Raw genomic sequence first — 13,003 nt, forward strand, 5'->3', positions numbered from 1 at the left:
ATGCCCTTAAAAAGCGCCGACGGACTAACCTAACCAACTGCGAACGCTTGCTGGGTTAAATAGACTCACATTCATAACTTCAGTATTCCTGACTATGTGCTCTCAGGAGTTCTCCTGTGCGTGATAATAACTTTTGATCTTGAAAAGCAATTCATTTCTGTAAATCAACTGGTTTATACAAGTCTTATCCGCTAAAAAGCGCTAGAGATTAGCCCCTGTTCAGCGACTTTTCACATAAATACCTAAAATAACAGTGGGTGTCAGCTATTATAGTTATAGGGCAAGCGTCGAGAATCTACAGCTATACAAACCGTATTTTACTGAGTGGAGGAGCGTCCTTTCACCTCACAGTTCATTGCCGCTGGCCAACTAAGCCCAAGGGCTGGTAACCAGTACCAGCTGGCAAAGGTTAACTAACCGCTTTGACCAACTCCGTTTTTGTTTTGCCAATATCAAACTGCTCTACCATATCGCGCAGCTCATTGGCTTTGCTCAACAGAGAAAGTCCTGAGGCGTTGGTCATTTCAACTAAGGTATTGTTCTGTTGTGTGATCCCATCAATTTGCTTAATCGCGAGGTTTATCTGTTCGATACCACTGGATTGCGTATCACACGCTTCTGCTATGGTCTGTACTTGTGATGCAAGTCCGTAAACACTCTCAACGATGGTTTTTAGGGTTTTTCCAGACTCAGATGCGAGTTTTGATCCTTGATTTACCTTAATATTACTGCTTTGCAATAGCTCAGAGATATCTTTCGATGCACTGGCGCTGCGTAGTGCAAGGTTTCTTACTTCAGATGCAACTACGGCAAACCCTTTACCTTTTTCTCCCGCTCTAGCTGCTTCAACTGATGCGTTTAATGCCAGCAAGTTCGTTTGAAAAGCAATAGAGTCAATAACTTCTATTACAGTTAGAATTTCTCTAGCGCTCTTGCTGATCTCCGCCATAGACTCGATGGTAGCCTCTACCACTTCGCCACCTTGTTGCGCCTGCTGATTAACCTCAATGGCTAGTTGATTAGCTGATTGCGCATTACTGGCATTTGAGTGGACGGTATCGGTAATTTCACCAACCGATACCCGCGTTTCTTCAATGGAAGCGGCTTGCGAAGACGATCGTTCGCTAAGTTCTTCTATTCCCGTGGTGATCTGCTGCACTGAAACGGTAATAGACTCAGCCATTGCGAGTAGCTTTTGCATCATGTTCGCGAGATTGCCAACACTCGTATTAACCGACTGTTTCAACAATGCAAAGTCTCCAGAATAAGACTGCTCGACTTGACGGGTTAAATTACCTTGAGATAGCCCATCCATCACATTCATACATTCCGTTAGCGGTGCTTCAATGGAGTCTATGGTTTCATTCATTGCGGTAATGATACAGCCATAGGCTCTTGATGTTTTTGTGCTTCAGCTCTGTGATGTAAGTCCCCTTCACTGGCGGCCTCTGCAAGTTTTTCAGCATCCGCCAACATCATATTAATCGCACCGACACACGACGTTAGGCTTTGGTAGATATTGCCAAACTCACCTTTGTACTCTACTTCTGTCAGCGTTGGCAACTCCCCCTTAGCGATAGACTCTAGGTAACTACTTGTTAGCTCGACAGGTTTAGATACGGCATCGAGTGTTTCATTTACACCGCGGATGATCTTCTTAAACTCTCCTTGATGTTTTGTTTCATCGGCACGAGTTGACAATGCTCCCTCTCCCGCCGCAGCCACTAAACTATAAGTGTCATCTAACAACAGGGATAAGGAGGCAGTGGCACGCTGTAGCGCCGCATGAATTTGTGCAAATTCACCTTTAAATTCGCCATCAATTTGCTGTGGAATTTCTCCTTTTGAAAGCGCAGTTAAATACTGTTTGGTTTGACGAATGGGTTGTTCCACAGCGTCTAACAACTTATTGAGGCCGCCTGCAATCAACTTCATTGAACCAACATACCCTTCAAGGTTAACCCGCTCAGAGAGGTTGCCATCGGAGGCAGACTTAATTAGCTGCGCAACTTGCTTTTCGGCACGCCTAGCTTGGCTCAAGTCAGTAAATTCGAATACGGTGCCAAGTACTGCACCTTGTTGGTCTGATACCGGGTTAGCGGTTGTTGCAATGATCACAGCACCTGCGCACCACTCCCACTCTAATTGCCTCACCAATGCGCCAGACGCTTTAGCTAACTCAGCTGAGCTTTTCAGTAAAGAATCAGGAAGTGCTTGATTAACAAGCTGCTCGGGGACCTCTAGTGATGACTGGTATCGTTTGAATAAAGACTCACATTGGGCATTGATATAAATCACTTGGTTTTTGTCATTACATAACAGCACCGGTGCCGCCACATTATTTAAGGCATAGCGGATCCTTAGGTTTTCTCTGGCTTGAGTTTCTAGCTTTTGTGTTGCCTCAACTAAGTTAGTTTGCATCTGTCGCAAATTCAGTAATAAGTCGCCAATTTCATCATCACTATTTATATGTACATCATTATCTAGTCGCCCATTGGCAATGGCTTTGGCAACCACGGAGGCTTGATGGATTGGTCGAGTAATGAGTAGTTGCATAAACCAAGTCAACAGCGCCAAAGTTAACAACGCGACGACGACAAGCCCAATCGTACTGTACAAGATCACCTGATTTTTTGCTGCAACTGTGGCTGCTGTACGCACATTTACCAGTTCGTTTATTTGCTCATTGATGTCCAGTAAGTAAGCACTCGCCTTTCTATCAATACCACTCACTGCTTTATCGGCAAGTTTAATATCAAAATTGGATTGCTGAAAAATCGCCAGCGCCTCACGATACTTTTCACCCAACACAAGATGCTCTTGTTGATAGTCTTGGAGTTTGCCCTCCAGTTTACGCGGTAGTGAATAGTTAGCTAGAATTGCGGTGATCTGTGCTTGTACATTTGCCTCTTTAGCTTCAAACCTTGACCAGTATTTGTCAAATTGGCCACGTTCACTGCCTCTGATGAGTACGTTTTTCCATTCTTGAACTTGTGTTTTAAAGTCATCGAGTACCAGATTGATTTGCTCTCTAGCGGCAAGTTCGTTGTCTATTAACGCGTCATATTGCTCCGACACTTGTTTCATGGTGATCACAGTTATCATGGCACCCACTAACATTACTACTAAACCCGCTGTGACAGCTGTAATCAGTTTTGCTTTAACACTTTTCACTGCGCGTATCCCTAATTATGAAAAGATTATTACATAAAGATAGAACAGGAATTAAGGGGTCACAAATATTGCGTTTTTATTTATAAGGTAAAATTTGTGACATTCGTCATCATCACAGCGTCACAATTATCTGGTAGGATAATCTGCTGAGTATTAAAGGAATAACAATACCTGTTGCAAGGTGTTTTGGTGGAGTAAACAGATGTCGGGGTTTTTTCGCTATCCAACTTCTTGGTTAGTGACAACTATTGTTACTTGGCTAGCAGTTGCTATACCAAGCCTTGTGTATGCAAAGCAACAACTACAATGGCTACCTTGGTTTCAACATATTGGCGTGTTGATCTTAGTACTTTTATGTATCAATGAGTCTGAAAAGCACTACGGCTATAAAGTCAGGTACGCCATGCTGCTGGTATTAGCCCTGCTGATCCAGTCAATCAATTTAACCTCTCCCGCTGCTATCCATCTAATTTATAACGTTAAGTTTGTTGGAATTCTGGCCTTTTATGTGCCACTGAGTTTTGCACTTGGGTATATAGGCATGACGGCCTGTGCGTATATTGCTGCGCAATACTTTTTTTGGGAAAATGGATTTGAATATTTAAATGCAATATTGTTTGCCTGCTTTCAGCTATTTGCCTTTGTTGTATGCAAAAGAATGCAAAAGGAACAAGAAGCAAAAGAGGCATTGCAGTTAGCCCACAGTCAACTTTCTGCCACACAGTCCCTACTTAGTCAAAGTATCGCGAAACAAGAAAGATTGCAGCTAGCACGAGAACTCCACGATGATGTTGGCCACCAAATTACTAGCCTAATCGTAAACTTAGATGTCGCTCGTCGAACCGCAGCAGCACCTCTAACAGAATTACTAGATAGTTGCTATTTACAAGCAAAAGACACTTTAAAATGTATTCGTGATTTAGTCAGCGATAAACGCAGTAACGAACATATTGACTTGTATGACGCCTTATTAAAACTCACAGAATCCATTCCACGGCTGAATATCGAGCTGGACTACGAACACCACCCATTACTTGAAAAGCTAAGCTATGCCAATTGCATTTTAAAATGTTGCCAAGAAGCAATCACTAACACCTTAAAACATGCCAAAGCCGATAAAATGCATGTTCGGGTGTCTAGTCAAAATGGCTTGAAAATACAGATCAGTGACAATGGGATCACCTTAAATAGTATACGCTTTGGCAATGGTCTGGCTGGCATGCTTGAACGCATTCAAGAACTTGGTGGCAGTCTAGATGTGGCAACACAACAGGGCGTAACCTTAACAATCCAATTTGGAGCTCATAATGACTAAAATATCAGTATGTTTGGTAGATGACCAAGCGTTGGTGCGTCAAGGCATGCAAGCACTCCTTTCACTAAGCGGCGATATCGTATGTACTGGTAGCTATGGCAGCGGTGACGAGTTCCTGCAATCGCTTAAACTTGGACAAATCGCCACTGATATTGTACTGCTAGATATGCGTATGCCCGAGCTTGATGGTGTCGATGTGCTAAGCGCGCTTTCCACTTTGAATCTAAACTTTAAGGTGATTATTCTCACAACCTTTAACGATACCGCGAAGCTAAAGCAGGCTATCGAACTTGGTGCCAAAGGCTGCTTACTAAAAGATGTCGAGCTAGAGCAATTGATAGATGCCGTTCGACAAGTTCATCAAGGTGAAGTTGTCATTCAAGAGGAACTTGCAGACTCGCTGTTAAAGCCAGATGCCACCATGGAAAAGCTCACCACGCGAGAAAAAGATATATTAAGATTGATTGCTAAAGGTTACTCCAATAAAGAAATAGCAAATACCCTATTTAAGGCAGAAGGTACTATTCGTAACTCGGTCTCTTGTTTATTGTCTAAATTACAAGTTAGAGATAGGACACAAGCCACATTAAAAGCTAAAGCCCTCGGATTTGGAGACTGATATTGCTAAACTGAGACGTCACTTTTATTGGAGTCGTCTTTGAATAACCCAAATTTACCCTTGGTTTACCATCCGAATTATTCGTTTAATTTCGACCCTAAACATCGCTTTGTGATGAGCAAGTTTGCACGCCTCTTCCAAGAGGTAAAAACTATGGGGCTAGTAAATAACAATGTACATAACCCTGAAACTGGCTCGCCATCACCACTTGAGCTAGTACATTGTGAACAATATATTTGGGACTTATGGCGTAACCAGCTCGATATCAAAATGATGCGAAGAATAGGCTTGCCTTGGTCTGAAGCACTCATGGCACGTACTTTTACCGCACCACTTGGTACGCTAAAAACTGCAGAGTTAGCGCTTGAACATGGCATAGCTTGCCATCTAGCTGGCGGTACGCACCATGCACATTTTGATTTTGGTTCAGGCTTTTGCATGGTAAATGACCTCGCCTTTGCGGCCACTCATCTTATCAACACCAAAAAAATCACCAATGCACTCATCTTTGATTTGGATGTCCACCAAGGAGATGGCACCGCTGCGATGTTAAAGCACAATCCATACGTGTTCACCTGCTCAATTCATTGTGAGAAAAACTTTCCCTTTCGTAAGCACGCCAGTGATTTAGATATTGGGCTTGAGATTGGTTTAAGTGACACCCACTATTTAGAAGTTGTGGCAAGCACCCTTGAGTCGCTACTGTTAGACCTCAATCCAGATATTGTTTTTTATGATGCTGGCGTCGATATTTGGCAAGGTGACAGCCTAGGTAAACTTGATATTTCTTGGCTGGGAATTGCCAAGCGAGATGCGCTAGTACTTGGGCTATGCCAAAAGCATGGCATTCCCGTAGCTACTGTGATTGGTGGTGGATACGACAAAGATCACCAGCGTCTTGCAAAGCGACACGCAATAGTGGTGCAACAAGCTGCAAAATTTTAAATGCTTTAAGTGGTTTGAGTGACACCCACTGTTTAGAGGTTTTGCCACCCCCCCTGAGTCGCTGCTGCTAGACCTCACCTCAAATGTTGCCTTTTATGATGCTGGCTCGATATTTGACAAGGTGACAGCCTAGGTAAACTAGAAATTACTTTAAGTGACACCCACTGTTTAGAGGTTGTGGCAAACACTCTTGAGCCGCTGCTGCTAGACCTCAACCCAAATGTTGTCTTTATGATGCTGGCGTCAATATTTGGCAAGGTGACAGCCTAGGTAAACTTGATATTTCTTGGCTGGGAATTGCCAAGCGAGATGCGCTAGTACTTGGGCTATGCCAAAAGCATGGCACTCCCGTAGCTACTGTGATTGGTGATGGATACGACAAAGATCACCAACGTCTTACAAAACGACACGCAATAGTGATGCAAAAAACTGCAAAATTTTAAAAATAGTTGATCCCTTTTAAATCGAGCAACGTTTACTATTTTGAAGGGTTTGAACAGCCTAAAGCTATTGGATAACCCCCCTTCACGATGGCACTGATTATGCGCACCACTGGTGCGCATATCCTCTTCAGACAAAGCTCTCACCCTTACCTAAGCAAAAAACAAACATTTAAAATTCATTTATTTACTAAAAACACAAAAACTGTTAACGTACCGGCTTTCACAACAATAACAAGGAGTTATTATGAAGACAACCCTCACGCTTATCGCATCACTATTTATTGCAAATTCAGCTTATGCTTCTGTTGATTTATATTCTGGTGCAAATCACTGCTCATTGGATGCAACATTAGAATCTAAGGCTTTCACAAAATATGCAGGTATTGTCGGTACTACTGAAGCAATCAAGCAAAAGCTAAGCGAAGAGATGGGAGCTACGGCAAACGGCTACTTTGTTTTTAACCCTACTTACTTAAGAACTGAGCGATTCTTTAACTGTAGCGTACCGTTAAATGCAAATATGGATCGCTTCACATTAACGGTTAGCGGCATCACTGAAGGGCTGAACAACTCAAATGGTGGCTGCCTTATTTCTAGATTGCGTAAGGTTAGCGATGGTGGTCAAGACAAGTGGATAAAATACGGCACAGGAAAAGGCTTCGACTGGATTGATTTATCAGACTCAAGTATTTCAGGTGAACAGTTTGTAACCTATAATACTACGCTAGATAACAACAATGATAGCGACAGCATCTTAACATTAAAATGTAGAACAACTTGGGCGGAAGGCAGCGTTTCGGTCGGTCAAATAAAGCTTAACTACTAATTAATACTATAAGCAAATAATCTATTTTGAGGCGAGAAAATCTTGTCGATAACAACGCTACCGAATCCTGCTCACACTAAGGCACTGACGCCCATGCAGGCAAGGAAAAAAATTTGCTATTTAGTTGTCTAAATAGCAATTTTTAACAGAGTTAGCGTCTGGTTTCCTCCCTCATATTGAGCAAAAATCAAGGCTAGATGGTATTACATCAAGGCCCAACAAACGCTTTGTTGTGCTGAGCTAAAGCCCGCTTCACACTGTCAATAATGACAGGAGCTGTTTCTTTATTAAATGCGATACAGCCTCGTTGTTGATTCGCTTTCGTAACTTCTATCAATAACTCAACATCATCATATTGCATTCCAGCTTCTTCTAGCGCTTCGCTCATCAGGTATTCTGTAGACATCACTAAATCAATGCGCCCTTTAAAAAAAGGCTTATAAAAGCTATCAGGTTGTGCTGAAACAATCAAATGCTGACCAGGAATAAAACCATGCTCGATTAAAAACTCGTGATAGAGGTTGCCCTTTACCACTGCCGAGGTGTAATTCTTCGCCTCTTCAAGGGTCGCAACTTGTATATCATTGCGGGTTTTCAGCTTGAAAAAATACATGGGCACAGGACGAATAAGCGGACAAGCCCATTCAAAGTCGTCTTCTCTACTTGCCGTCCGGTAAATAGTGTATAACATGGTATTGGGCCTAGTTTTAGTGGTTTCCATCGCTCGGATCCATGGATAGCTTTTTATCTCGTAGTCGACTTCTGCTATTGCCAAGACTTCACGTACTTTTTTTGTGGCTCTCCCCACAATAAGGCCTTGCTCATTGGTATAATTATATGGACGCCACTCTTCAGTTAATACCAATAACTCGGTAGCGTTTATTCGCATGCTCAGTGTGAATAAAAACAGTAATTGTAATAAAAAACACCTACCCACCCTGACCTTCCTACCTAAGCTTTTGCAATTCCAAGTTAACTCATGCACCATATCGCAAAATATAGTTTTTAGAACATTAATATGAAAAGCATAGTACTATTTATTTTTCTTGCCGCTTTTAGTTTATCGACTTTTGCAGCAGAGCAAACAGCGCAGAGCAAACCATCCGAGGGTCAACAACAGCAAGCGCTATCACAATTACAAGAGCCTATGTATCGCCCTTTGATTGAGCGTTATATTCTTGATGAATTGAAAGCGGTCAGAGAAGACCAAATGCGCTTAAGAGCAGATATTGAAAAAAAGATCAGCCACTCGCAACTGGATACCGCAGACCGCGCAATCACTTACACAACGGATACTATCAATAATGTGCTTTTCTTGATCACTGCTGCTGCATCTATTTTAGTGGTCGTTGGTTGGACGTCATTCAGAGATATAAAGAGTAAAGTAGAAGATATTGTCAGCCAACGTGTTGGCACTATTACCGACGAGTATGAAGAGCGCCTACAGGTACTCGAAGAAAAGCTTCGCGAGCGCTCAGAAGAAATTCTTAACAACCAAAAGAAAATCTCAATTACCAATGAAGTTCACTCACTGTGGATGCGAGCAAACCTTGAAAGTGATATGAATTCAAAAATTGAAATTTACGACGAAATTTTAAATCGCAAACCAGAAGATGTTGAAGCCATTGCTTATAAAGCCGACGCTTTGCTGGAGCTAGGCCAAACCAACACGGCTATTGCCCTATGTAATCAAGCATTGGAGATTGATAGTGACTATGGCTATGCCTACTGGCAACGAGCTTGTGCTTACGCCATGTTATATAAACATGCAGACGCCATGGCAGATATAAAAATGGCACTTGAATACGCTCCAAACTTAAAGAATGAGCTACAACATGAACCGGCGTTTGCAAGTCTTGCGGACAATCAAAGCTTTAATGACCTGGTAAACAGTTAATATTAAGGATGAGATTGCGGGTGTTGGCTTTACAGCAATTGTATTACTCAACACCCAAAACTTGTAACAGCTCAGTCTGTAACTGAGTGATCATCTCAAGCTGCTTTTTTGAGGCGATTTGTGAGTTATCTAGCCGGTAAATCTGCGCGTCGTTGAGCTCTATACGTTTGAACTCGCGCATCAATTTACTGCGATAAAATAAGTCATGTAAAGTGCCGTCTTGCATCGCCAGTTCAAGACCGCTTTTAATCCGTTTATACAGCCCGTTGTCGTCTTTTCTAATATAAAAGTAAACCATTGAAGGGTAAACAAATAAGTGCTTTTTACTATAGCTTACCTGACCCTGTTTATGGGCCTCCAACTCTGGCAATAACTCAATGAGTCCCCGCGGAAAAACTTTACCTGATGTGTTGGCAAGTACACGATAAATCTCGGCTCCATGCGCATAAGTTTCTACCTTGAAAGTCGAGTTGTTAAAAATAGTGACATCAGGCCAATCCTTTCCCAGCAGAATGTCAAAGCGTTTCATTTCATCAAGCGTAAGAGGAACATTGAACTTTCCGCTATCTGCAACATTGAAGGCAAGTAGCCGAACGCCAAAGCTACCAAACGCAATAGGTATGGGTATTGGGCGAGCTTCAGCATTTCGCTGCGCTGTAGCGACAGTCCAGAATACGTCAATATTGTGCTTGGCAAGTTCCTTAAACTGGCGAGACTGAATAATCGGCAAGTCAATTGGTTCTATCCAATATTCCCCATACTGCGTCCGAGATTTATCAAGCGCTAAGCGCAAGACCGACAAGAAATACTGATTCTGAGGCGTACCATTTTCCTCTGCCGCATCAATTACCCTTACCACAGTAGGTGCTGCACTCACTGAACTACAAAGCACCAACAAGCATATAAACAGTAGACTTTTACTCAACACTAGCATCGCTTTACCAATATTGTTCAACCGTGATTTGCCCAGGCTTCGCCCTACGGTGACGGGCATAGCCACGATTTTGCAACTGACTACTGAGCGCTTTGACCATCTCTGGATTTCCGCACAACATAAAATGGCTGTTCTTTGGGAAATCGTCAAACTCAAGATGTGTAAGCAGTGCTCCGTTATCAATCAGTTCTGTCACACGTCCAGACAACCCAACCTGGGGCTGCTCTCTAGTGATCAAAGGTACATATGTGAACTTGGGTTGGTTATTTTGTAGAGATTCAAGCTCTGCCCGATAACAGAGATCGTTATTTAATCTCACCCCATGGATCAAGATCACTTGCTCTATTTGTTGCCAAACGCTTCCCTCCATCAGCATGGATAAAAAAGGGCCTATCGCTGTTCCCGTGCTAATCATCCAAAGCGTATCGCACTGCGGTAACTCATCAAGGGTAAAAAAACCATTCGCTTGCTTTGCCACTTCAATTTCGTCACCAACTTTTAGCTGGTGCAATGGCGGGGTTAACAGCCCTTCTTTCACTTCAACGAGTAAAATTTCGTGTAAATCTGACTCCGGACTGTTAACAAAGGAGTATGCCCTAGCCACACGTTTGCCGTCTCGCTGTAGACTGATCTTGGTGTACTGGCCGGCCTTAAATGGTGCAATGTCTGCTATGAATTTGATGCTAAATAAGGTATCGGTCCAGTGAATTATCTCGACTATTTCTCCAGTTACCCATTGCGACATAATGCTCCTCAAAATCTCGACTAATAGCGTTAAAACCCTAACCTTTCTTTAACCATGGCAAAGATTGTGAGATTGTCAAAGGCTCCGACACCAAGGTTTCGCCAATTCATCTGGTAGCGGCGCTCGATTGGCACTAAACTTACTGACATGTAATAGAGGTAAGGTAAACTGATCAATATGAGCATTCACAATGCGAGCATAACCTTCTTTGGCAGCGCCTAACGCAAGCGCTTGCATATCTTCTGTGGTCGAAAATACTTTGCCTCTTTGTTCTGCTTCTAAGCGCTGCGCTAACAAAGCTAGCCATTTCATGTAGTGCGCTGTTTGGGCCACAAATCTTTTGTCTTGAGCCAGAGCTTTCAGTTTGTCAAAGTAAGGCATGAGTTCTTGGCGAAGTATATATACACCTAAGGTATTTAGCTCCACCTCCCAAACCCCTCTGCCATTACCCGCTTTAGTATGGTAGGCGCTAGCACGTTGATAGTGTGTCAGTGCTTCTTGGTATTTTCCTAAAGTAAAAAGTGCATTACCTAAGGCTGTGTTTAGCCCAGCTTGCATAAAGCTGGGCAGTAATTCACTATCAATCCCAATGAGTAAGTCATAACCCACTGTGGGCTGACCCAACCTCATATACGCAATGGCAATATTGACCTTAAGCGCAGACTTATGATGGTAGTTTGACGATGCATTCATGGCGCAGCGATAGTGCAGTATTGCTTGTTCGTTTTGGTCCCGCAACCGATAACCAACACCGATATTGCTTACCAGCTTCACTTTATTCTGTTCGACTAGCGTTTGAAACTCATCCGCTTGTAACGCCTTCACTGCGTTGCTAAAAACCTGATTGTCAAACGCCATTGCACTGGCCCTAATAGCAGCGAAATGTAAGTCATATTGTGTTTCAACACTCAGTCCTGGCCGGACAATTTCTCGTTGATATTGCTCTATTGCCTCAGCTGGTTTATTTTTTACCAATTGTTTAAAGGCATCAAAGTCAAAAGTAGTGCTCGCTGTTGTCACTAATAAGAAAAACGCTACAATTTTCAAAGTTCAGCACCAAAAGTGGATAAGGCTTATCACTAGTATAATAGTAATACCAATTGAGTTAACTCTCTAATCAATTTGAATGACCAAATCGCATATTAGCGTCGTTAAAAATTTCTTATTTAGAACCACTAAATAGCAAAACTCTTGCCTAGCGACTAACGCTATTTCTGTGCTTCAAATAGTGCATGTTCTTAATACAAATGGTGCAAAACCCTCCACTTTGCTTAAGCGTCATTATTGATGGGCAAAAAAAAGCCGCAAATAGCGGCTTTTTTGGGTGTGATTCGCGTTGTTTTAGGCGTGTCTCCAAAACTCTGCGATTACGTTACCAAGGAACTTTCAAATTGTATTAAATTGACTCTAGGGCAATTTTTACCATTTCATTGAACGTGCTTTGACGCTCTTCTGGGGGGGTTGCTTCACCTGTTATTACATGGTCACTTACTGTGAATAGTGCCATTGCTTTTGCGCCGTACTCAGCTGCAACGCCATATAAACCGGCGGTTTCCATATCAACAGCCATTACGCCTAGCTTGTCTAATTCTTTGTAGAACTCGCCATCAGCTTGATAGAAAGTATCTGTTGTAAATACGTTGCCAACTTTTGCATCAATACCTAAGCGTCGTGCTGCGTTTACACCGTTTTCTAATAAACCAAAATCAGCGATAGCGGCAAAATCATAGCCACGTACGCGTGCACGGTTTACGTTTGAATCTGTACTTGCACCTTGGGCAAAAATAACATCGCGGATCTTGATGTCTTGGCTAATACCACCGCAGGTCCGATGCGGATCAGATTTTTTACGCCGAAACTAACAATAAGCTCACGCGCGTAAATTGACATAGAAGGGATCCCCATGCCTGAGCCCATGATACTGACTGGTTTACCATTATAAGTACCAGTAAAACCAAACATGTTGCGAACATCAGTTACCTGGCGAGCATCTTCCAAAAAGTTTTCTGCAATATACTTTGCTCTTAATGGATCGCCTGGCATTAATACCGTTTCTGCAAAATCACCTGGCTTTGCGCTAATGTGTGGAGTACTCATATTGTTTC

At 42.6% G+C, this 13,003-nt stretch carries 11 protein-coding genes and 2 pseudogenes; 6 read left to right on the top strand and 7 right to left on the bottom strand.

The annotated features are described in order from the left end of the window. Positions 1–409 precede the first annotated feature (409 nt). Together CEX98_RS23190 and CEX98_RS04130 are read right to left on the bottom strand one after the other, a co-directional pair. Entirely contained in the window at positions 410–1,369 is a 960-nt protein-coding gene (locus tag CEX98_RS23190) for a methyl-accepting chemotaxis protein (RefSeq protein ID WP_242441617.1), read from the bottom strand. Further along, positions 1,366–3,174, bottom strand: coding sequence for a HAMP domain-containing protein (locus CEX98_RS04130; RefSeq protein WP_242441618.1), 1,809 nt, complete (start codon positions 3,172–3,174; stop codon positions 1,366–1,368). The genes CEX98_RS23190 and CEX98_RS04130 overlap by 4 nt, the downstream gene beginning before the upstream one ends. 202 nt (positions 3,175–3,376) lie before the next feature. On the opposite strand from CEX98_RS04130, the gene CEX98_RS04135 reads away from it, so the two are divergent. From CEX98_RS04135 to CEX98_RS04155, 5 genes and pseudogenes are all read left to right on the top strand, one after another. Further along, positions 3,377–4,489: a sensor histidine kinase gene (locus CEX98_RS04135; RefSeq protein WP_099640857.1), complete on the top strand. Its 1,113-nt coding sequence runs from the start codon at positions 3,377–3,379 to the stop codon at positions 4,487–4,489. Then, the gene (locus tag CEX98_RS04140) at positions 4,482–5,108 is read left to right on the top strand and encodes a response regulator (RefSeq protein ID WP_099640858.1); all 627 of its coding nucleotides are present in this window, start codon (positions 4,482–4,484) and stop codon (positions 5,106–5,108) included. The genes CEX98_RS04135 and CEX98_RS04140 overlap by 8 nt, the downstream gene beginning before the upstream one ends. A gap of 39 nt (positions 5,109–5,147) precedes the next feature. Then, a complete protein-coding gene (locus tag CEX98_RS04145) occupies positions 5,148–6,053 on the top strand; it encodes a histone deacetylase family protein (RefSeq protein WP_099640859.1) in 906 nt (301 codons plus the stop codon). 150 nt (positions 6,054–6,203) lie between these two features. Then, a pseudogene (locus tag CEX98_RS23195) lies at positions 6,204–6,496 on the top strand (histone deacetylase); the annotation flags it as partial. A gap of 244 nt (positions 6,497–6,740) precedes the next feature. Then, positions 6,741–7,322 carry a hypothetical protein gene (locus CEX98_RS04155; RefSeq protein WP_099640860.1) on the top strand — a complete coding sequence of 194 codons (582 nt, stop codon included), beginning with the start codon at positions 6,741–6,743 and terminating at the stop codon, positions 7,320–7,322. 208 nt (positions 7,323–7,530) lie between these two features. Here CEX98_RS04155 and CEX98_RS04160 read toward each other — a convergent pair whose 3' ends face one another. Next, on the bottom strand, positions 7,531–8,211 hold the full coding sequence (locus tag CEX98_RS04160) for a substrate-binding periplasmic protein (protein ID WP_099640896.1): 681 nt from the start codon (positions 8,209–8,211) through the stop codon (positions 7,531–7,533). A gap of 129 nt (positions 8,212–8,340) precedes the next feature. Here CEX98_RS04160 and CEX98_RS04165 point away from each other — a divergent pair, with 129 nt between their 5' ends. Further along, positions 8,341–9,219 carry a TPR end-of-group domain-containing protein gene (locus tag CEX98_RS04165; RefSeq protein ID WP_099640861.1) on the top strand — a complete coding sequence of 293 codons (879 nt, stop codon included), beginning with the start codon at positions 8,341–8,343 and terminating at the stop codon, positions 9,217–9,219. Between the two features lie 43 nt (positions 9,220–9,262). On the opposite strand, the gene CEX98_RS04170 is transcribed toward CEX98_RS04165, so the two are convergent. The 4 genes and pseudogenes from CEX98_RS04170 to deoD all read right to left on the bottom strand — a co-directional run bounded on the left by CEX98_RS04170 (position 9,263) and on the right by deoD (position 12,995). After that, the gene (locus CEX98_RS04170) at positions 9,263–10,096 is read right to left on the bottom strand and encodes a hypothetical protein (protein WP_242441619.1); all 834 of its coding nucleotides are present in this window, start codon (positions 10,094–10,096) and stop codon (positions 9,263–9,265) included. A gap of 61 nt (positions 10,097–10,157) precedes the next feature. Continuing rightward, positions 10,158–10,898 (bottom strand): ferredoxin--NADP reductase, encoded by a 741-nt coding sequence (locus tag CEX98_RS04175; RefSeq protein WP_099640862.1) that lies wholly within the window; start codon positions 10,896–10,898, stop codon positions 10,158–10,160. 75 nt (positions 10,899–10,973) lie between these two features. Continuing rightward, positions 10,974–11,945: a tetratricopeptide repeat protein gene (locus CEX98_RS04180; RefSeq protein WP_099640863.1), complete on the bottom strand. Its 972-nt coding sequence runs from the start codon at positions 11,943–11,945 to the stop codon at positions 10,974–10,976. Between the two features lie 349 nt (positions 11,946–12,294). Further along, positions 12,295–12,995: pseudogene (gene deoD, locus CEX98_RS04185) on the bottom strand (purine-nucleoside phosphorylase). Positions 12,996–13,003 lie beyond the last annotated feature (8 nt).

Origin of the sequence: Pseudoalteromonas piscicida (assembly GCF_002744175.1) — a bacterium.
GTDB classification, from domain to species: Bacteria; Pseudomonadota; Gammaproteobacteria; order Enterobacterales; family Alteromonadaceae; genus Pseudoalteromonas; species Pseudoalteromonas piscicida_B.